Source organism: Actinoplanes sp. NPDC051411, from assembly GCF_040682075.1.
Taxonomy (GTDB): Bacteria; Actinomycetota; Actinomycetes; order Mycobacteriales; family Micromonosporaceae; genus Actinoplanes.
Genome location: NZ_JBFBAD010000051.1, coordinates 1 through 19,456 on the forward strand (window position 1 = coordinate 1; position 19,456 = coordinate 19,456).

Consider the following 19,456-nt stretch of genomic DNA (forward strand, 5'->3'; position numbering starts at 1 on the left):
GGGGGGGGCGGGGGTGGGGGGGGGGCGGCGCGCCCCCCCCCCCCCGCGCGCGCGCGGGCGGCCCCCCCCCCCCCCCCGCCGGCGCCGGCCCCCCGTTCCGGCCCCCGGGGCGCGGCCTGGGCGGGGACGGCCCCGGCCCGGCCCCACGGATCGATCCAGGGCAGCCGCCACTCGATCAGCTCGTCGACGCCCGGCAGCAGCTCGGCGGCGGCCCGGCCGCGCGGCCCGCAGAGCATGACCACGCGCTCGGCTCCGTGGGCCACGGCCCGGATCGCCGGCCCGGTCACCAGCACGTCCCCGGCCGAGTCGGAGCGCACGACCAGGACCGTGCCGGCCGTCCCCGGTCGCGGGGCCGGCTCGACCAGGGCCTGCCGGTGCAGAACGAGATCGGCCACCGCGGCCAGGTCCTCGCGGACGAAAGGCGCGGCCGCGATCTCCTCGGAGCGGGTCACCGGGGTCGGCACCAGCACGCCGGCGGCGCCGGCGGCCAGGGCCGCGGTCATGTCGCGGCCGATGTCCCCGACCATCACACAGCGGTACGCGTCGACGCCCAGCTCCGTCGCCGCCGCCTCGATCAGACCCGGCGCGGGCTTCCGGCACCGGCATCGGGCAGTGTCGTCGTGCGGGCAGATCTGCCACGTGTCGAACGGCCCGAGCAGCTCCTCGACCCGGCGGTTGACCGCTTCGAGCTGCTCAGCCGTGAAATGGCCGCGGGCCAGCCCCGACTGGTTGGTGACGACGCCGACCCTCAGTCCGGCCGCGCGGATCCGGTCGACGGCCTCGCGCGCGCCGGGCATCGGCTCGACCAGCGCCGGGTTGCCGTTGTAGGGCACGTCGACGATCAGCGTGCCGTCCCGGTCGAAGAGGACGGCCTCGAAGAGGCGGCTCATGCGGACACCCCGGTCGCCGGCTGGTACGCGGGCCGGCCGGGCCCCTCGCCGGCCGGCCCGCCGCTCTCGCCGCTCCCGCCCAGCGGCCCGCCGCCTTCGCGCGGCGGGATCGGGCGCGCGTTTCGCCAGCGCCACCAGCCCCGCAGCCAGTAGGCGACCGCGGCCGGCGGGATGGCGACGCTGGTGGCCAGCATCGTGGCCACCTCGCGACGGTCGCGGGGGCCGGGCAGGATGCGGGCGGCCGCGAATTCGGCCGCCCCGGCCGCCCAGACCCCGGCCGCCGCGAGTGCCCACAAAGGACGGCGGCGAGCGGCCGCGACGACGGCCGCGACACCGGCCGCGGTCACCACGGCGTGCCGGGGGCGGCGGCCCGGCGGAATCTCCAGCCGGGAACGCCAGCGCGGGCCGTAGAGGCGCCTCAGCAGGGCGTCATCGGCGTTGCCGCGCTGGGTACGCAGGCTCACCCACGGCGACTCCGGCCGGACCGGGTGAACGGTGGTCCGACGGCCTCGCGCGAGGGTCCAGCCGGCCCGGCGTACCCGGAAAGCGAGCTCCGCGTCCTCGCGGAAGGCTCTCGGCAGACGCTCGTCGAAGCCGCCGGCGCGCGCCAGCGCGGCGCGGCGATAAGCCATGTCGGCGGTGATCCAGGAGCCGTCGGCCAGGCCGGCCGTGACCCGCTCCCAGTCGGTCGGGGCACGGTCCGCCGGCAGCGGCACCCGCAACCCGCCCTGCACCCCGCCGACCTCGGCGCCGGCCGCCGCCAGGTCGGCGGCCAACCGCGACGGCCAGTCCGGGTCGGGCCGCACGTCGTCGTCGAGGAAGGCGATCCACTCGTGCCGGGCCGCCCGCCAGCCGGTGTTGCGGGCGGCCGCCGGCCCGGCCGACCGGCCCGCCACCACGCGCACGCCGGGCGGCACCGGCAGCGGCGCGGCCGGTGCCGGGCGGTCGTCGACGACGAGCACCTCGAGATCCGGGCCGGCGGGCACCCGTTCCAGCAGCGCGAACAGGCTGGGCCGGCCGAGCGTCGGGATCACCACGCTGACCTTCACGCCCCGAACGCCTTCCCGCGGTGAACGGCGAACGGCCCGAGGGCGAGCAGGTCGACCGGGGCCGAACCGAACAGCTCCATCGCCTCGCGGGGGGTGTCGACCATCGGGCGCCCGGCCGTGTTGAGCGAGGTGTTCACCACCACCGGCAGGCCGGTAAGGCGCTCGAACTCGGCCAGCATCTCGGCGACCAGCGGCTCGCTGTCGTGGTGGACGGTCTGCACCCGGGCCGTACCGTCGACGTGCGTGACGGCCGGGATCCGGTCGACCCAGTCCGGGCGCACCCGGTGGACGAACAGCATGTACGGGCTCGGATAGACCCCGTCGAAGATCTCGGCGAACCGTTCCGCCCGCACCATCGGGGCGATCGGGCGGAACTGCTCACGGCCCTTGACGTCGTTCATCCGGGTCTGGGTGTCGGCGTCGCCCGGGTGGGCGAGCAGCGAGCGGTGTCCGAGGGCGCGCGGACCGTATTCGCTGCGGCCCTGATACCAGGCGACGATCCCGTTGTCCGCGAGCACCCGGGCTGCCTCGGCGGCGATCGAGTCGGGTCGCGAGTAGGGCAGCCCGGCCCGCTTGAGGTCGGCCTCGAGTTCCTCGTCGGTCCAGCCGCGGCCGAGCGCCGCGGTGGTGAACGGAACGTTACGCTCGCCGAGCGCCAGCGCCGCCCCGAGCGCCGTGCCGGAGTCGCCCGCGGCCGGCTGCACCCAGACCCGGTCGTACGGTCCGTCGGCGGCGATGCGGGCGTTGGCCACGCAGTTCAGCGCGGTCCCGCCGGCCATGGTCAGGGTCGACGGGCCGCCGGCCGCGTCGTACGTCCAGCGGGCCAGGTCGAGCAGCACCTCCTCGAGGCGTGCCTGCACACTGGCCGCCAGGTCGGCGTGCTCCTCGGTCATGTCGGCGTCGGCCGGACGGGCCTTGACCAGCGCGCCCCAGTCGATCCGCTCGATCGTGAAGCCGCCGTCGTCGTCCGCCCGCACCAGGTCGCGGAAGAGTCCCAGATGCCTCGGGGTGCCGTAGGACGCGAGCGCCATCACCTTGTATTCGTCGCTGGAATGCAGGAACCCCAGGTGGCGGGTGAGGTCCTCGTAGAGCAGGCCGAGCGAGTGGGGCAGCTCCTGCTGCCGCAGCACGGTCAGCTCGCCGCCCCGGTAGGCGCCGGCCAGGTGGCTGGCCACTTCACCCCGCCCGTCGAGCACCAGCACCGCGCTGTCCTCGGGGACCGAGAGCCCGGCCGAGGCGGCGTGGGCGACGTGATGCGGCACGAACCGCACCTGGCCCGGATCGAGCCCGGGCAGCGCCGAGGCCAGGAACTGCGGCGCCCGCCGGGCGTAGTCGACGCGCAGGTGATCCCACGGGTCGTCGGGGACCACATCGGACCGGCACAGAGCCGGGTCGAACGAGTAGGCGACCGCGTCGAGGTCGCCGGGGACCAGCCCGGCCTCCTTCAGGCACCAGGCGGCGGCGAGCTCGGGGAGCTCCCAGGCGGCGAACGGCACCGGCCGTTTGCCGTGCTTACGGCGGCTGAACCGCTCCTCCTCGGCGGCCGCGACGACCCGGCCGTCCACCACCAGTGCGGCGGCCGGGTCGTGGAAGATCGCATTGATTCCCAGGACACGCATGGCGCGCCGGATACCCGTAGATCACTCCTCTAACCGAATGATCATCGACTTCTCCGGAAAACTTTTGATGGCTGTGACCTGCACTGATAAGGAGGCGGGCGAAGGTTTGGATTCGCCGGCACCGGGCAAACGGCGCGCATGTTCGAGGTTGCACAGCTGATCGCCGGGACCTGGGGACCGGGCCGTTCGGGACGCAAACTGACCGTCGCCGGCCCGGCCGACGGTCGTCCCGTCACCCTGGTCGCCCTGTCGAGTGAGCAGGACGTCGCCGCGGCCGTCGAGGCCGCCCGGGACGTCGCACCCGGCTGGGCGCGCACCGCCCCGGGCGAACGGGGTGCCGCGCTCCACGCCGCCGCCGACGCGGTCGAGGCGGCGGCCGGGGAACTGGCCGACACGATGTCGGCCGAGATGGGCAAGCCGGTCGGCGACGCCCGCGACTCGGTCATGGCCGGGGTGGGCACGCTCCGGCAGTACGCCGAACTCGGCCCCACCCACCGGGGCCGCGCGCTGGCCGGGAACTTCGACGCGGTCGACCTGATGGCGTACGGCCCGCGCGGCGTGGTCGCGGTGATCACGCCGTGGAACGACCCGGTGGCGGTCGCCTGCGGGCTGCTCGGGGCCGCCCTGGTCACCGGCAACACGGTGGTCCACAAACCGAGCGAGCGCACGCCGGCCACCGGCTGGCGACTGGCCGCGGTGCTGGCCCCGCACTTCCCGGACGGCGTACTCAACCTGGTCAACGGCGACGGCTCGGTCGGCGCCGCGCTGGCCGCCTCCCCGGTCGACGTGGTGGCCCAGGTCGGCTCGACCGCGACCGGCCGCTCGATCGCCGCCGCGTGCGCCCGCACCGGCGCCAAGGCCCTCCTCGAGAACGGCGGCAGCGACCCGCTGATCGTCGACGCCGGGGTCGACCCGGCCTGGGCCGCCGCACAGGCCGCGCTGGGCGCGTTCGCCAACTCGGGCCAGATCTGCGTGGCCGTCGAGCGGATCTATGTGGACCGCACGGTCGCCGAGCCGTTCCTGACCGCGTTGACCACCGAGGCCGAACAATGGTGCGACCGCATCGGCCCGCTCGTCGACCGCCGCCTCCGCGACGCCGTCGACGACCAGGTGCAGCGCGCCCTCAAACACGGCGCGACCGTCCTCTGTGGCGGTGCCGTGCCACCCGGCCCCGGCGCCTTCTACCCGCCGACCGTGCTGGCCGACTGCACCGACGACATGGCGGTCATGCGCGAGGAGACCTTCGGCCCCGTCGCCCCGGTCATGACGGTCGACTCGTTCGAGGAGGCCCTGCGCCGGGCCGCCGACTCCCCCTACGGCCTGGCCGCCACGGTCCTCACCCCGTCGATGAGCCACGCCCAGCAGGCCTGGCGCGAACTCCCGGCCGGCACGGTCAAAATCAACGCGGTCTTCGGCGGGGCCCCGGGCGGTGCCGCGCACCCCCGGCGCGGGAGCGGCCAGGGTTACGGGTACGGCCCGGAGCTGCTCGACGAGATGACCGCGACCCGCGCCGTCCACCTGGAGGCGCCGCCGTCAGGCTGGTAGGTCGAACTCGCCGCTCTTCACCCCGTCGACGAAAGCGACCCAGCTGTCGGCCGTGCACGCCGGCGTCCGGCCTTCCCGGTCCTTCATGTCCCGAACCGGCACGAGACCGGGAAGGTTGGTCGCCACCTCAACGCACTGGTCGACCATGAATTTCGTCCCCGCAGCCACACCTCAACGCTCTTCTCGGCCGTTTCCGGTGACAGATGAGCTCCCTCAATTTCCGGCCCAGTTGCCGTCGCGGGACCGTGGAACCGCCTTGTTCGGTGCTCACCGCGTAACCCCCTTCGCGTCCCTGGCCTAACCGCCCGGCCGGGCACGACGGAACCCAGATCCGGCGTTCGGGTACTTCGGGGAGCAGCGGGAACCCTCCGAGTCGGAACTCCCGCGTCTCGTCGGTGGCCTGGATGCGCGGCCGGGGCGCGGGTTCTGCTACTAACCCGGCCAGACCGCCGAGGGCGACGCCCGGGAGGCCTCGTCACCGGCATCCGGTCTGTTCAGGACCGGGCGCCCGGACCCCGGGCGTTCTTGACCTTGCGGTCGTCGCGGAGCTCCAGGTACGGCTCCTGGGCCGGGTCCTGCCCGGCCGCGATCGCCCGGCCCCGCTCCAGTTCGGCGTCCAGTTCGGCGCCGAGCAGGATCGCGATGTTCGAGATCCACATCCAGACCAGGAACGCGATGACGCCGCCGAGCGTGCCGTACGTTTTGTTGTAGTTGGCGAAGTTGGCCAGGTAGATCGCGAACGCCACCGATGCGAGCGCCCAGAGGAGCACCGCGAAGAGGCCGCCCGGGCTGACCCAGCGGAAGCCGCCGGTCTTGGCGTTGGGCGACGCCCAGTAGAGGATGGCGAAGGCCAGGCTGATCAGGATCACCAGCACCGGCCACTTGGCGATGTCCCAGGTCGTGACCGCCGCCGAGCCCAGCCCGACCTTGTCGCCGATCACCCGGGCCAGCGAGCCGGTGACCACGACGATCGCGGCCGACAGCACCAGCATCACGCCGACCACCGCGGTCACGCCGACCCGGATCGGCAGGGTCTTCCAGATCGGCCGGCCCTCCGGTACGTCGTAGACCGCGTTGGACGCCCGCATGAACGCCGCGACGTAACCGGAGGCCGACCAGAACGCCAGCACGACACCGATGATCGCGGCGATCCCGGCCGACTTGGGCTGCGCCACCTGGTTGAGCACGGTGTCGACGAGCTGGCGCAGCTGCCCGTTCGGGGCCAGCTGGTGGGCCGCGTCCTGCACCGTCTGCTGCCCGTTCCGGCCGACCAGCCCCAGGATCGAGACGATCACCAGCAGGCCGGGGAAGATCGACAGCACGCCGTAGTAGGTGAGCGCGGCCGCCCAGTCGGTCAGGCTGTCGGCCGAGAACTGCTTGCCGGTGCGCCGCAGCGCCGCGAAGATCCCGCGGCCCCCGAGCCGGGCCGGATTGGCGGGGCCGGCCTCCGGGCTCACCGAGGACAGCTCGGTCGGGGCGTCGGCCCCGGTACGGGTGGTCGCGGCGGCGTCCACGTCCGTGGCCTGGTCGTCTTTCTTGCGGCTGAACATCATCGGGAAGCTCCTGCTGCTACATAGATGCGTGTAACCAGCTGAATGCCCACCGCGCGGAAAGAAATGCGTCAGTTGAGGCGCCGGAGAGCCTCTTCGACCGCGGGCGGCAGCGGGTGCCGGTGCCGCAGCGCCCAGGGCAGGTTGCGGGCGACGTCGACCAGAGCCGCCGGGTGACTGCCGAGTGCGCCGGCCAGCGTGCGCGCGACCACGGCCGGCGGCCGGCGGAGCAGGGCGGTGAGCACCCGGTTGCGCGCCTCGATGCGGTGCCGGGCCCGCTGGTTGCGGCCGGCCGGCTCGGGGAAATGCCGCACGATCAGGGACGGGGCGTACGACAGCCGCCACCCGGCCGCGGCCAGATCCATGGCCAGGAGGGCCTCTTCGCCGTACACGAAGAGCCGCGGCCGGAATCCCCCGGCCGCGAGGAACGCGTCGCGTCGCACCACCACCGAGCAGGCGAGAAATCCGAGGATCGCCGGCCCGGCCGCGCCGGGCGGCGTGCCGAGCGGCGCGGCGGCCATCTGGGCCGAGACCGGGTCGAGGTACGCGCCGGCGCCGACCCGCACCTCGGCGGCGAGCAGCGCGGTCCGCGGGTGGGACCGGAAGAGAGAGGCGGCTCGCGCCAGCGAGCCGGGTTCCCAGTACGAGTCGTCATCGGCGAACGCGACATAGCGGGTCCGGGCCCGTTCGGCTCCGACGTTGCGGGCGGCCGCCCCGAGGTTGCTGTCCAGGCGCACCACGTCCGCGCCCGGTACCCGGATCGGCCGCTCCGACCCGTTGTCCACAATGATCACCGGCGCCCGGTGGTGCGGCACCGTCGCGGCGAGCCGGTCCGGCCGGTTCCGGGTGGCGACGACGATCGTCACGTCGTCGGTCTCGGCCGGCCCCGGGGCGGCACCCGCCATCTCGGCTGTCGTGGTCAATGACATGGCGCGCGGATACCCGATCGGCGCGACCTAAACACACTTTTGTGATCAGCTCACCGCCGCCCACCCGGAAGAGGGCCGCCGGCCAGGACGCAAACGCGGCGCCGACCGCCGGCCGGTCGACGCGGCAGAGGCCCAGGCAGGACGGAAACGCGGCACCGATCCCCCGGCGCCTCTGCGGCAGTGGCCCCAGCCAGGACGGAGATGTCTGGGCCGTCAATGCGGGAGGGGGCCGCCGGCCAGGACGATGATGACGCCGGCGGCGGCCGCCGTGAGGAGGGTCAGCACGGGGCCCCGGCGTAGGGCGAGGGTGAGGATGGCGGCGCCGGCGAGGACGGCGTACTGCCAGGGCCGGTCGAGGGCCAGGGCGAGGGGGACCGTGGAGCCGAGGATGGCGCCGATCGCGCCCGGCGCGGCGCCGTCGAGGAAGGCCCGCACCCGGCGGTCCGCCCGGAGCCGGTCGAAGCGGTGGGCGCCGAGCAGGACGAACGCGAACGAAGGGCTGAACGCGACGGCCGAGGCGAGCACTCCCCCGCCGAGCCCGGCCGCGGCGTAGCCCACGACCGCGACGGTCTGCACGACCGGGCCCGGGGTGACCTGGCCGAGGGCCACGGCGTTGAGGAACTGCGCGGCGGTCATCCAGTGGTAGTGGCCCACGGCATCGGCCTGCATCAGCGGGATGATGACGAACCCGCCACCGTAGGAGAGGGCACCCACCTTGATCGCGACCCAGGCGACCGAGAGCAGCACACCGCCGGCCCCGGCCGCGCCGAGCAGCGGCAGAGCAGCCACCACCCCGCGCGAACCCGCGCCGGGCGGGCGCGGCCGGGCGGGCACCCGTTGGGCGAGGTTCTCGGCGATGCCGCAGGCGATCAGCAGCAGGACCAGCCAGGGGCCGATGGTGGCCGCCGCGATGGCGCCGAGCAGGAGATAGACCGCCCAGCGGCGGCGGCTGCTCCGCTCGGGTGCCCGTTTCCAGCCGGCCGGCATCAGGCTGACGCCGGCCTGGGCGGCGACCGCGGCGACGGCGGCACCCGCGCCGGCTCCGGCGGCCTTGACCCAGGTGGGCGGGTCGCCTTCGAGGAACAGGGCGGCCAGGGCGAGGATGACGATCAGGCCGGGGACGATGAACGCCGCCCCGCCGACCAGGGCCCCGGCGCGTCCGCGGACCCGCCACGCGCAGAAGATCGCGAGCTGGGTGGAGGCCGGGCCGGGCAGCAGGTTGCAGGCGGCGATGGCGTCCTCGAACTCGCGGGCGTCCAGCCACTTGCGGTCCTCGACGCACAGTTTGCGCAGCAGGGCGATGTGCGCCGGCGGCCCGCCGAAGCCGATGCACCCGATGCGCCCCCATTCCCGCAGCACGGTCGAGAGGGGGACCGGGCCCGTCACGACGGTTGCTCCCCGGCCGCGGCGAGGTCGTGGAGCAGGAAGGCGATCCGGCTGGTCAGCTCGTCGGCGGTGCGTTCGAACTCGGAGAGCTCGGCCGGCTCGGCCAGGCTCCAGTGCGTCGGCCGCGCCACCCCGGGGAACGCGGGGCAGACCTCCTTGACCTTGTCGCACAGGGTGATCACGCGGTCGAAGCGCTCGCCGGTGAACTCGTCCAGATGCTTCGAGCGGGCCCCACTGATGTCGATGCCGCGGGCGGCCATCACGGTCACGGCGTGCGGATTGATCGGCTTGGGCCGGCTTCCGGCGCTGAAGACGGTCGCGCGCGGCCGCAGCAGCGCCTCAGCCATCTGCGAACGTGCGCTGTTGCCCGTGCACAGGAACAGCACGCGCGCCGGAACAGCGACCGGCGCGGGCGGTTCCAGCCGCAGCGCCGGATGCAGCGCACCACCGGCGTCGGCGAGCTGGGACGAGCAGCGGGCCAGGTCGAGCGAGTAGTAGGTGTCGCGGCCGTCGGCACTGCTGCGGCGCGCGGTCACGAGCGCCGCCTCGCGGAGCTTGCCCAGGTGGTAGGAGACCAGGTTCTGCGGCTGGCCGAGCAGCGTCGTCAGCTCGTGCACCGCCAGGTCGCCGTGCGCCAGTTCGGAGAGCAGTCGCCAGCGCACCGGATGCCCGGCCGCCGCCAGGAACGCCGGAGTCATGGACGGCACATTACATCAAACTGATTTGATGCAATAGCGCCGGTCAGGGCTGAGCGACCGAAACCTTGCCCTCCGAAACCCGCACGCGCAGCGACGGCTGGTCGCTGGCCGCCGGGCCGTGCACGACCGCGCCGTCGGAGAGGCGGAAGACGCTGCCGTGCCAGGGACAGGTCACGCAGGCGTCCGCGCCCTCCCCGGAGACCTCACCCTCGCCGAGCGGGCCGGTCTCGTGGCCGCAGCGCTCGATCAGCGCCGACACCTCGGCGCCCCGGCGGTAGACGAGGATGCGCACGTCGGCGACCGTCCGGACCACCGGGCGGCCGTCGGGAAGGTCGGCCAGCGAGCAGACCTCGGTCCACTCCTCGGGCACCCGCACGACCTCGGGCGCGGCCTGGTTGACACCGGCGCTCTGCGCGTACGAGAGGTGGCCGCCCAGATAGGCGCCCAGCCCGGCCACCGACAGGCCGGCGAAGCCGAGGGCCTTGCCGCGCGAGTTCCGCCCGCGCAGCCGGGCGACCAGCGAGGCCGTGTAGAGGCCGACCGCGACCGTGTTCGCCGCCGCGTGCACCAGGCCGACCCGGCGCCGGTCCTTGGTCATCTGCGACCAGTCGAGCAGGCCGGCGGCGACCGCCGGGGTGACCGCGGCGGTTCCGGCCGCGATGAGTACGGTCGAAGACCGCCGCTTGCCCGGCAGCAGGTCGAGGATCGCCGCCGAGATGAACGAGCCGACCGGCACCTGCACGAGCACCGGGTGCAGCGGGTGCCCGAGCCAGGTGCCGTGCAGTAGGTCGCGCAGGAACTGCGGCTTGACCGCCGCATAGACCGCCGCCTGCAGTTTGTCGCTGACCGGATCGAGGGAACGGGCTTCTTCCAGCCGGGTCATCATCCGCATCAACCAGGCATGCCCGCCGGCCGGAGGGTCAAACGCCGGACGAGCGCCAACCGGTAGCCGCGGAACCAGGCCAGCGCGGCCGTGGCGGCCAGCGCCGTGACGGTCGTGACGACCCCGGCCAGCAGCAGCGCCCCGCGCGGCCCGATCGTGTCACACAGCCAGCCGACCGTCGGCGCGCCGGCAATACCCGACAAGGACGACACGATGCCGACCGTCGCCAGCACCCGCCCGCGCATGTCCTCCCGGGTGTCCAGCTGGATGCGGGTCGAGACCACGGTGTCGAAGACGACCGCGCCGGCCGCGATCGGCAGCAGCATCCCGGCGAAGCCGAACACGTCCGGCGCCAGCCCCGAGCAGAACTGCAGCACGCTGATCGCCACGCCGGTCGCCAGCAGCACCCGCAGGGTCGAGCGCCCGGAGCCGGCCAGCAGCAGACCGCCGGCCACCGCGCCGACCGCGAACACGGTCGAGAGCAGGCCGTACGAGCCGGACGACCCGTGCAGCGGCCCGGCCGCCATCGCCGCCATCGTGACCTGGTAGTTGCGGCCCAGCGAGCCGAGCACGAACGAGAGCGCCAGCACGACCAGCACCACCGGGCTTCCGGCGAGGTAGCGCAGCCCGGCCCGTACGCCTCCGTCCGCGGCCGCCGGCCGCGGCAGAATCCGCAGGTCACCCGGGCGCATGGCGGTCAGAGCGCCGATCACGCCGAGGTAGGAGAGCGCGTTGATCAGGAAGAGGACGGCCGGGCCGGTGACGCCGACCAGCACCCCGCCGAGCGCCATGCCGCCGATCCGGCCGGCCGAGCTGAGCACCGAGCCGAGGGCGAGGGCCGACCCGAGCGCCTCCCGGGGCACCAGCGCCGACCCGAACCGGCCGAGCACCGGACCCTCGAACGCGCTGATCACGCCGGAGGCGAGTGCCGTCGCGAAGATCAGAATGTGGCCGGTGTGCAGCACCAGGGCCAGCGCGAGCAGCGCCCGCAGCGCCTGGCAGGCGATGAGCATCGGACGAGCGGGCAGCCGGTCGGCCAGCGCGCCGCCCCAGCTGCCGAGCACGAGCACCGGCAGCGACTGCAGCATGACCACGATCCCCATCCTCGCGGCCGAGCCGGTCTGCGCCAGGACCAGCCAGTTCAGCCCGAGCACCTGCATCCAGGTGCCCCCGGTCGACACGAGGTCGGCGACGGCCCAGAGCCGGTAATTGCGCTCACGCAGCGGCAGGAACATGCTCTCGTAGACCCCCAGACGAAGGGCGCCGCGTCTCGGCACCTTCCGCCTGTTCGGGAAGCGGCCCGGTGGCGCTTCGGACCTGGGCGGTGAGGCAACCCAGGTGCACCGGTCACGCACCTTTTCCGTACGCCGCGGGCCTCGATTGGTTTCCCTATGGCAATTAGTGGGGAAGGCCCTCTTGGCGGGCATTTTTCGGGGTAAGGGGAAGTCATGACAGTGCGTGCTCTGGAAGATCTGGACGCCGCGGCACTCGTCTACGCCGAACGCGTGGCCGCTCCGGACGCCGACCCCGGCTACGAGCGGGACCGCTTCACCAGGGAGTGCCTGCCACTGGCTCACCGGCTGGCCTCCAAGTTCCGTGGTCGCGGCGAGCCGCTCGAGGACCTCGAGCAGGTGGCCCGGCTCGGCCTGGTCAAGGCGGTCGACCGGTACGACCCGGGGCGGGGCTCGTTCACGGCGTACGCGGTCAGCACGATCTCCGGCGAGCTGAAGCGTCATTTCCGGGACGCGGCGTGGGCGGTGCACGTGCCCCGGCCGATCCGGGAGCTGCTGCTCGAGGCCCGTCACGCGCGTACCCAGATGACCGCCGAGCTCTCCCGTACTCCGACGGTCGCCGAGGTCGCGGCGCGCATCGGCGCGCCCGAGGCCGAGGTGGCCGACGCGTTCGTGGCGAACGGCGGCTATTCCCCCGGCTCGCTCGACGCCTCACCGGTCTCCGACGACAGCACCGCCCCCACCCTGGGCGACCTGCTCGGCTCGACCGACGCCGACCTGGACGGCGTCGACGACAAGCTCACGGTCTCCGGGCTGCTGATGCGGCTGCCGGCCCGCGAGCGGCGGATGCTGGCGATGCGCTTCTACGGCAACCGCACCCAGGTCGAGATCGCGGCCGAGCTGGGCGTCTCCCAGATGCACGTGTCCCGCCTGCTCAGCCACGCCCTGTCCTGGCTGCGCGAGGCGATGCTCAGCGACACGCCGCCGGTGTGGGCCGGCCGCGCCGGGGTCTCGGCCGGGCCGGACCTGCGGTTGCGGGTGGAGCGGGCGGACGGCGCGGTGACCGTGCGGGTCGGCGGGGAGGTCGACCGGGACTGCGCCCAACGGCTGCGCCTGTGCCTGCGGCACGCGGTCGCCACCGCCCGCGAGGACCGGCTGGTCGTCGATCTCTCGGCGGTCGCCCTGCTGGACGCGGCCGGGGTGGCGACGCTGGTCGACTGCGCCTCGGCGGCATCGGTCGCCGAGGTGCCGCTGGCCATCGCCGGCGCGGGCCCCACGGTGCGCCCGGTCCTGAAGCTGAGCGGCCTGGCCGCGATTCTGGCCGACTAGCGGCTCAGGGACGCCCAGACCACCTTGCCACCGTCCACCGGCAACCAGCCCCAGCTGTGTGCCATCGCCTCGACCAGGAGCAGGCCGCGGCCGCCGTAGGGTCCCGGCGTGCCCCGCCGCGGCTCCACGGTCGAGCCGTCCCGCACCCCGATCGTCACGAACCGGGGCCGCAGCGAGATGCGCATCGTCGCCATCGTGCCGGCGTGGTCGACCACGTTCGTCACCAGCTCACTGGCGATCACGGTGGCCGCGCCGACCAGGTCGGGCAGATCCCAGCGCAGGCAGGCCTCGGTGGCGACGTCGCGGGCCTGACGGGGCGCGCCCGGCAGCGGCAGCAGGTCGTCGATCAGCGACGGCACGGTCAGGCCGTCCACTCCGGCGCGTCCGCGGGCCTGGGCGACGGTGTCGGCGACCGGCAGGCGGCGGTAGGCGCCCCGGGCGAGCATGTCGCGGACCGGCTGAGCGGGGCCGCAATAGAGCACCGGGATGCCCGGCCAGCGGGCGGCCTGCCGGTTGACCGCCGAGAAGACCGCGAGGGCCAGGGGCTCCTCGACCGTCAGGCCGGCGACGTCGACGAACAGGGCGTCGGGCTGCTCGGCGAGGCACTTGAACAGCCAGACCCGGACCTGGGCCGCGTCAGCCAGGGCGAGCCGGCCGGTCAGAGTGGCGACCAGCCCGCTCTCGTCCCCGGTGACCGCGCACTCGACCGCCATTGTTTCCTCCCGCCGTACCCCGGCTGCCTACCCCCTGTCGTGCTGGCGAAACGCTCCGATCAACCAGTGGTCAATCCCCGGCCTCCATCACGATGATGGCGCCCTCGGATCCGGTTCCCGTTCCGCGACCGTCGAGCGGGGTGCAGACCACGTGGACCGCGACCGGCCGGCCACGCCGGTTGACCGCGTCGACCTCGGCCTCGCCGGCCTCGCCGCCGAGCGCGCCCCGCAGCAGCGGGCGCAGCAACTCCAGCGGCAAACCGATGTCGAGGTTGAGGAAATGCTGCCCGGTGACCTCCTCAGTGCGCAGTCCCCAGAGGTCCTCGGCCCGCCGGTTCCACATGTTGACCCGCAGGTCGCGATCGACCACCGCCACCCCGGCCTGGAGGCTGGTCAGGATGGCCTCGAGGAACGCGTTGGCCTCGTCGAGCCGGCCGGTGCTGACCCGCAGCTGGTCGTTGATGCTCTGGAGCTCGTCGTTGGTCGACTGGAGCTCCTCGTTCATCGTCTCCAGTTCCTCGTTGGTCGACTGGAGCTCCTCGTTGGTCGTCTCCAGTTCCTCGACCGTGGACTGCAGTTCCTCGTTGGTGGTCTCGAGCTCCTCGTTGGTCGACTGGAGCTCCTCGTACGCCGCCTCGAGCTGCTGGTTGGCGTGCTCCAGATCGTCGTGCAGCCGGCGAGCCTCGCTGACGTCGTGGAAGATCACGCTGACGCCGAGCAGGCTGCCCTCGGCATCGGTGAGCGGGCTGACCTGGATCTCGAGGTTCGTCACCGCGCCGCCGCCGCGCGGCACCTCGACCTCGGTGATCCGCAGCGTGCGCCGCTCGACCTGGGCCTGCTCGACGTAGCGGCGCAGCTCGACCGGACGGTAGGAGAGGTCGAGGTCGCGGAACGGCCGCCCGATGTCCCGCGACGAGACGCCGAACTGCTTCTCCAGCTGCCGGTTGGTGAGGGCCACCAGGTCGTCGGAGGTCAGCACCAGCTGGGCCAGCGGGCTGGCCGCGATCGCCTCGCCGCGCAGCTGGTCGAGGCCGGTCACCGCGGTGACCGCCGCCCGGGGCGATTCGGCGGCCGGACCGCCGGCCGCCAGGGCGATCCGGGGGACCCGGCGGAAGACCCGCCGTTTGAGATCGATCGGCGTGAACAGGCCGCCGGGGCTGAGCAGCATCTCGGCCTTGCCGAGGAACAGCACGCCGCTGTCGGCCAGCGCGAAATGGAACCGGCCGAGGATCTTGGACTGGGTCTCGGCGTTGAAGTACATGAGCGTGTTACGGCAGGTCAGCAGGTCGATCCGGGAGATCGGGGCGTCCTGTACCAGGTCGTTGCGCCCGAAGATCACCGAGCGGCGCAGATCCTTGCGGAAGCTGAACCGGCCGCCGTTCGGCTCGAAGTAGCGCTCCTGCAGGTCGGACGGCACGGCCTGCATCTCGCGCTCGCCGTACGTCGCCTGGCGGGCCTCGTTGAGCTGCTCCTCGTCCACATCGGTCGCGTAGATCTTGACCCGCTCACGGAACGCGTCCGGCCCGAGCACCTCGGCCAGCGCCATCGCCAAGGTGTACGCCTCCTCGCCGGAGGCGCACCCGGCCGACCAGACCCGGATCGGCGAGTCCGGCGGCCGGGCCAGGATCAGCGGCTCCAGCACCTCGCCCCGCAGGTAGTCCCACGCGTCGGAGTCGCGGAAGAACGCCGTCACGTTGATCAGGATGGTGTTGAACAGCGCGGTGAACTCGTCCGGGTGGACCTGGAGGAAATCCAGATAATCCTGGTAGTCGGCGACGTCGACCTGATTCATCCGCCGATTCACCCGCCGGATCAGACTCGATCGCTTGTAGCCGGTGAAATCGAAGCCCCGCGACTCCTTCAGGTAGACGAGCAGCGCTTCGAACTGCGGATCGGTCGGTTCCATCGGGCCATCCCTACGCGGAGTCTGCCCGGCGACCCTACGCCACTTCGCCCGCCCGGTTGCCGGACGTGGCCGGGCCCTCCTGCGGAACCGACGACCCGACCTGCGCGATGAGCCGCCGGATCGTCTCGCCGGCGGCCTCCGCGTCGGCCGCCATATCGCGGAACCGGGCCCCCGCGGCCTCCCCGGAGTGCCCGGCACCCGCCATGCGCCGGCTCAGCGCCGACTTCTCCTCCAGGGCCCGCAGGGCCATCCAGAGGGCGCCCTCGAGCGCGACCGCCTGCTCGTCGAGGAGGCTCTCCGGCGACCACGCGTGCCCCACCCGGCACCGGTAGCGCGGCATCGGATCGGCCGCGAACTGGAACAGGGCACCGCCGCAGGACGGACAGCCGTACCCGGCCGGCGGGACCGCCAGTTCGTCCGACGTCAGCGCGACCAGGCCGGACATGTCGACCTCGGCGTCCAGCAGATGGTCGGCGGCCCGGCCGGCCGGCAGGTCGGGGAGCTCCACGGCGGCGAGCTCCGCGATCAGGGAACCGAGCTTGGCCGCCGGCCCGGTCTGCGCGGCCGGGCACGAGGCGAGCGCCGCCCGCGGCATCCACGGGTAGAGCGCGTCCGCCGGGTCCTGCACCACCGGCGCGCCGCCCCGGGCGACGATCGCGGCCAGCCCGGCGGCGCCGTCGTCGCGCGAACCGGACAGCACCACGCCGATCGCCCGCCGGCCGAACGCCCGGGCAACCGAGCGGAACAGCGGGTCGACCGCGGGCCGGTGACCGTTCTCGGCCGGTCCCCGGGTGAGCCGGACGTGGCCGTCGAGCGTGAGCAGGTGGTGGTCGTTGGGGGCGACGTAGATCCGGCCGGGGCGCAGCGGCTCGCCGTCGACCGCGGTCGCCGCGGGCAGCGGGCCGTTGCGGTCGAGAATCGCCGGAAGGGCGCTCGGTGCGTCCCGGGGCAGGTGCAGCACCACCAGAACGGACCCGGGATAGCCCGCCGGAAGGCCCGACACCAGGGCACGCAGCGCCTCGACGCCACCCGCTGAGGCGCCGACCGCAACGATGTCCCGGTGCTCTGCCACGCGGCCTCCTCGAAAAACGTCCGTCTCGGATACCCCGAGTACCCCGCCGATAACGACCGAAGCCCAGTGCGGCCCACACCACCTTGCCACCAGTGGCCGGGAAACCGCCCACCGCGGCGCCAGACTCTCGACCAACGTCAATCCCCGGCCGGTGGCCGGGCCGGCATTCGGGCCGGTCCCGCGCCGGGGCTCGCCCGCCGTCGGCCGGATCGGCCGGAGGCGGCGACCGCTAATCGGACTCCCGCTGGGTCCGCGCGATCTCCCGGTCGACCTCCGCCTGCTCACGACGGTCGCGCTGCGCCTCGGCCCGCAACACCACCTCGCTGCGCTCGAGCCTCGCCCGCGACCGCTCCAGGGCCTCGCGGCCCTCCTCGATCAGGGCCGAGGTCTCCTCGACCCGCGCCCGGCTGCGGTCGTGCACGCTCCGCCGGCGCTCGTCGAGCCGCCCCTCCCGGGCGTCGAGCCGCTCCTCGCGCTCATCGGCGACGCGATCCCGCTGCTCAGCGACCCGATCCCGCTGCTCAGCGACCCGGTCACGCTCGTCCGCGACCCGATCCCGCTGCTCAGCGACCCGGTCACGCTCGTCGGCAACCCGGTCCCGCGGACGCGTCACCCGGTCACGCTCGTCCGCCTCCGAGTCACTCACGCCGTCCACGCTACGACCGGGCCGGTCCGGCGTCACCTGTCCGGCGCTCCCCACGGCTTCAGTTGCGGACGCCCGCCCGGGTGACGCACCGTCGAACCGGCGGCCGCGGTCGCCCGGCGGGCCGCGGCGGCCGGGTCGTCGCCGCACAGCAGGGCGACGGTCAGCGCGGCCACGAACGAGTCTCCGCCACCGGTCGTGTCCACGACCGGGCCGTCTTCGACCGGAACCGGCAGGTCGCCCCTCGGCCCAGACGAACCGGTTGCCCTCCCCGGTCGCCACCCCCGCCCGGACGTTTCCCATCCGCGTCCACGGGGAACGCGGCCGTCCATGACGCGCGAGATGAATCGCCGCCGGGGCGAGTCCGAACGGCAACGCTGGGACCGCAACTTCGCCGACCTGCTGCAGGAGCTGCGGGTGGCGCAGACCGGCGTGCAGATCCTGTTCGCCTTCCTGCTGACCCTGCCGTTCAGCAACGGCTTCCCGAAGACGACCGAGTTCCAGAAGATCATCTACATCGTCGCGCTGATGTGCGCCGCGTTCGCGACCGCGATGATCATTTCGCCGGTGGCGTTCCACCGGGCGCTGTTCCGCCAGGGCCGCAAGCCGGAGCTGGTCCGCTACGCGCACCGGATGGCCACCGCCGGCCTCGGCTTCCTGCTGCTGGCGATGGTCGCCAGCATCATGCTGATCGTCGCCTACCTCCTGTCGACCTGGATCGCGGCGATCCTCACCGCGGTGGCCGCGGCGGGTTTCCTCACCTTCTGGGCGATCGTCCCGGTGATCCGCCACACCTGGATCGACGAGGACGCCGAGGAGGAGGATGAAGAGGTGAACTCGGACGAGGGCGACCACGCGGCCGCGGTCCGCGACCTCCCCTAATAAGGGTCGCCGGTACCGGGCAACCGGCCGCGCAGCATGCCCCCGGGCCGCCCCGGCAGGTCCGGATCTCCCGACAGCGGCGGGCTCGGGGCGTCGGCCCGGTCGGCCATCCCGGCGACCAGCTCGCGGAGCGCCTCGAGGGCATCCCGCCGCGGCGCCCAGCCGAGTTCCTCCCGCGCCCGGGCACACCACATCAGGGGCGCCTTCAGCGCCAGAGCAACCCAGCCGGCGTCGATCGGCTGCAGGCGCAACCACCAGCTGAGCGCGGCGGCGCCGGCCAGTGCCGGGCCGGGCACCGGCACGCGTACGCCGTGGAAAGCGCCCGCCGCCACGCGCGGGTCGAGGACCGGCCCGGCCGCGATGTTGAAAGCGCCCCGCACGTCGGCGGTCAGAACCTTCGCGTACGCGTCGGCCACGTCGTCGGCGTGCACGGCCTGCAGCCGGAGCCGCGGATGGTCGGGCACCACCGGGATCCGCTGGTAGCGCAGGAGGCGGGCGGGCAGCAGCGGCCCGGCGAAGTACCGCGCGATCTCGGTGCCGGCCGCCCGCTGGAAGATGAGGCCCGGCCGCAGCCGGACGACCCGCAGCGTCGGGTGGTCCGACTCGACCTCGTCGAGCATCCGCTCGACCAGCGCCTTGTGCCGGCTGTAGGACGAGCGGGGCACGCCGTTGCGCGGGTAGCCCTCGGTCACGAAGGCATCCTTGGGGCCGGCCGAGTAGACCCCGACCGAGGACGCCTGCACCAGCGCGCCCACCCCGGCCTGCACGGCGGCTCGGGCGATCTCGCGGGCGCCGAGCACGTTGGTGCGGAACAGCCGCCGCGAGTCGTGGCTGGGCTGGATCTGCCAGGCCAGGTTGACCACGGCGTCGGCGCCCCGGAAGACCTCGGTCAGCCGGCCCGCCGCGTCCTCCCCGGCCACGTCGACCGAGTGCCACTCCACGCCCCGATAGACACCGGTCGCCTCCGGCCGGCGCCGGGAAACCCCCACCAGCTCCCCGGAGGGCTCGGACTGCAGGCGGCGCAGCAGGGCCGTACCCGCGTTACCGGTGGCTCCGACGATCACAACTCGCATAGTTCACGCCGTACCCGCAACGCGACGTCCTACGCCGCGAGATTGAGACGGGACCGA

Annotated in this window: 19 protein-coding genes; 3 read left to right on the forward strand and 16 right to left on the reverse strand. The window is 73.7% G+C overall.

Going from position 1 to position 19,456, the window contains the following annotated elements:
- The 3 genes from AB0M88_RS26475 to AB0M88_RS26485 all read right to left on the reverse strand — a co-directional run.
- Positions 1 to 890 (reverse strand): HAD-IIIA family hydrolase (locus AB0M88_RS26475; protein ID WP_364106712.1); only part of this gene is annotated, 890 nt, incomplete at its 3' end.
- The gene (locus AB0M88_RS26480) at positions 887 to 1,939 is read right to left on the reverse strand and encodes a glycosyltransferase (protein ID WP_364106714.1); all 1,053 of its coding nucleotides are present in this window, start codon (positions 1,937 to 1,939) and stop codon (positions 887 to 889) included. The genes AB0M88_RS26480 and AB0M88_RS26475, both read right to left, overlap by 4 nt.
- Positions 1,936 to 3,558 carry a carbamoyltransferase C-terminal domain-containing protein gene (locus AB0M88_RS26485; RefSeq protein WP_364106716.1) on the reverse strand — a complete coding sequence of 541 codons (1,623 nt, stop codon included), beginning with the start codon at positions 3,556 to 3,558 and terminating at the stop codon, positions 1,936 to 1,938. Before AB0M88_RS26485 ends, AB0M88_RS26480 begins: the two co-directional genes overlap by 4 nt.
- A gap of 138 nt (positions 3,559 to 3,696) precedes the next feature.
- Here AB0M88_RS26485 and AB0M88_RS26490 point away from each other — a divergent pair, with 138 nt between their 5' ends.
- Positions 3,697 to 5,103 carry an aldehyde dehydrogenase family protein gene (locus AB0M88_RS26490; protein WP_364106718.1) on the forward strand — a complete coding sequence of 469 codons (1,407 nt, stop codon included), beginning with the start codon at positions 3,697 to 3,699 and terminating at the stop codon, positions 5,101 to 5,103.
- On the opposite strand, the gene AB0M88_RS26495 is transcribed toward AB0M88_RS26490, so the two are convergent.
- From AB0M88_RS26495 to AB0M88_RS26525, 7 genes are all read right to left on the reverse strand, one after another.
- Positions 5,092 to 5,271 (reverse strand): DUF397 domain-containing protein, encoded by a 180-nt coding sequence (locus AB0M88_RS26495; RefSeq protein WP_364106720.1) that lies wholly within the window; start codon positions 5,269 to 5,271, stop codon positions 5,092 to 5,094. The two genes, AB0M88_RS26490 and AB0M88_RS26495, sit on opposite strands and share 12 nt — an antisense overlap.
- A 326-nt stretch (positions 5,272 to 5,597) precedes the next feature.
- On the reverse strand, positions 5,598 to 6,656 hold the full coding sequence (locus AB0M88_RS26500) for a YihY/virulence factor BrkB family protein (protein WP_364106722.1): 1,059 nt from the start codon (positions 6,654 to 6,656) through the stop codon (positions 5,598 to 5,600).
- Between the two features lie 68 nt (positions 6,657 to 6,724).
- A complete protein-coding gene (locus AB0M88_RS26505; RefSeq protein WP_364106724.1) occupies positions 6,725 to 7,582 on the reverse strand; it encodes a glycosyltransferase in 858 nt (285 codons plus the stop codon).
- A 213-nt stretch (positions 7,583 to 7,795) separates the two neighbouring features.
- A complete protein-coding gene (gene chrA, locus AB0M88_RS26510) occupies positions 7,796 to 8,968 on the reverse strand; it encodes a chromate efflux transporter (RefSeq protein WP_364106726.1) in 1,173 nt (390 codons plus the stop codon).
- On the reverse strand, positions 8,965 to 9,666 hold the full coding sequence (locus AB0M88_RS26515; RefSeq protein ID WP_364106728.1) for a metalloregulator ArsR/SmtB family transcription factor: 702 nt from the start codon (positions 9,664 to 9,666) through the stop codon (positions 8,965 to 8,967). Before AB0M88_RS26515 ends, chrA begins: the two co-directional genes overlap by 4 nt.
- 43 nt (positions 9,667 to 9,709) lie before the next feature.
- Positions 9,710 to 10,558 (reverse strand): Rieske 2Fe-2S domain-containing protein, encoded by an 849-nt coding sequence (locus AB0M88_RS26520; protein WP_364106730.1) that lies wholly within the window; start codon positions 10,556 to 10,558, stop codon positions 9,710 to 9,712.
- Positions 10,558 to 11,826 carry an MFS transporter gene (locus tag AB0M88_RS26525; protein ID WP_364106732.1) on the reverse strand — a complete coding sequence of 423 codons (1,269 nt, stop codon included), beginning with the start codon at positions 11,824 to 11,826 and terminating at the stop codon, positions 10,558 to 10,560. Before AB0M88_RS26525 ends, AB0M88_RS26520 begins: the two co-directional genes overlap by 1 nt.
- Before the next feature lie 171 nt (positions 11,827 to 11,997).
- Here AB0M88_RS26525 and AB0M88_RS26530 point away from each other — a divergent pair, with 171 nt between their 5' ends.
- Positions 11,998 to 13,110 carry a SigB/SigF/SigG family RNA polymerase sigma factor gene (locus AB0M88_RS26530; RefSeq protein ID WP_364106734.1) on the forward strand — a complete coding sequence of 371 codons (1,113 nt, stop codon included), beginning with the start codon at positions 11,998 to 12,000 and terminating at the stop codon, positions 13,108 to 13,110.
- Here the strand turns inward: AB0M88_RS26530 and AB0M88_RS26535 are convergent.
- From AB0M88_RS26535 to AB0M88_RS26555, 5 genes are all read right to left on the reverse strand, one after another.
- A complete protein-coding gene (locus AB0M88_RS26535; RefSeq protein WP_364106736.1) occupies positions 13,107 to 13,823 on the reverse strand; it encodes an ATP-binding protein in 717 nt (238 codons plus the stop codon). The two genes, AB0M88_RS26530 and AB0M88_RS26535, sit on opposite strands and share 4 nt — an antisense overlap.
- A 70-nt stretch (positions 13,824 to 13,893) precedes the next feature.
- Positions 13,894 to 15,729, reverse strand: coding sequence for a CheR family methyltransferase (locus AB0M88_RS26540; protein WP_364106738.1), 1,836 nt, complete (start codon positions 15,727 to 15,729; stop codon positions 13,894 to 13,896).
- Between the two features lie 34 nt (positions 15,730 to 15,763).
- On the reverse strand, positions 15,764 to 16,801 hold the full coding sequence (locus AB0M88_RS26545) for a chemotaxis protein CheB (RefSeq protein WP_364106740.1): 1,038 nt from the start codon (positions 16,799 to 16,801) through the stop codon (positions 15,764 to 15,766).
- Between the two features lie 229 nt (positions 16,802 to 17,030).
- A complete protein-coding gene (locus tag AB0M88_RS26550; protein ID WP_364106742.1) occupies positions 17,031 to 17,447 on the reverse strand; it encodes a hypothetical protein in 417 nt (138 codons plus the stop codon).
- 32 nt (positions 17,448 to 17,479) lie between these two features.
- The gene (locus AB0M88_RS26555) at positions 17,480 to 17,650 is read right to left on the reverse strand and encodes a PfkB family carbohydrate kinase (RefSeq protein WP_364106744.1); all 171 of its coding nucleotides are present in this window, start codon (positions 17,648 to 17,650) and stop codon (positions 17,480 to 17,482) included.
- 124 nt (positions 17,651 to 17,774) lie between these two features.
- Between AB0M88_RS26555 and AB0M88_RS26560 the strand changes: the two genes are divergently transcribed.
- The gene (locus AB0M88_RS26560; protein WP_364106746.1) at positions 17,775 to 18,326 is read left to right on the forward strand and encodes a DUF6328 family protein; all 552 of its coding nucleotides are present in this window, start codon (positions 17,775 to 17,777) and stop codon (positions 18,324 to 18,326) included.
- Here AB0M88_RS26560 and AB0M88_RS26565 read toward each other — a convergent pair.
- A complete protein-coding gene (locus AB0M88_RS26565) occupies positions 18,323 to 19,399 on the reverse strand; it encodes an NAD-dependent epimerase/dehydratase family protein (protein ID WP_364106748.1) in 1,077 nt (358 codons plus the stop codon). The genes AB0M88_RS26560 and AB0M88_RS26565 overlap by 4 nt on opposite strands.
- Between the last annotated feature and the right edge of the window lie 57 nt (positions 19,400 to 19,456).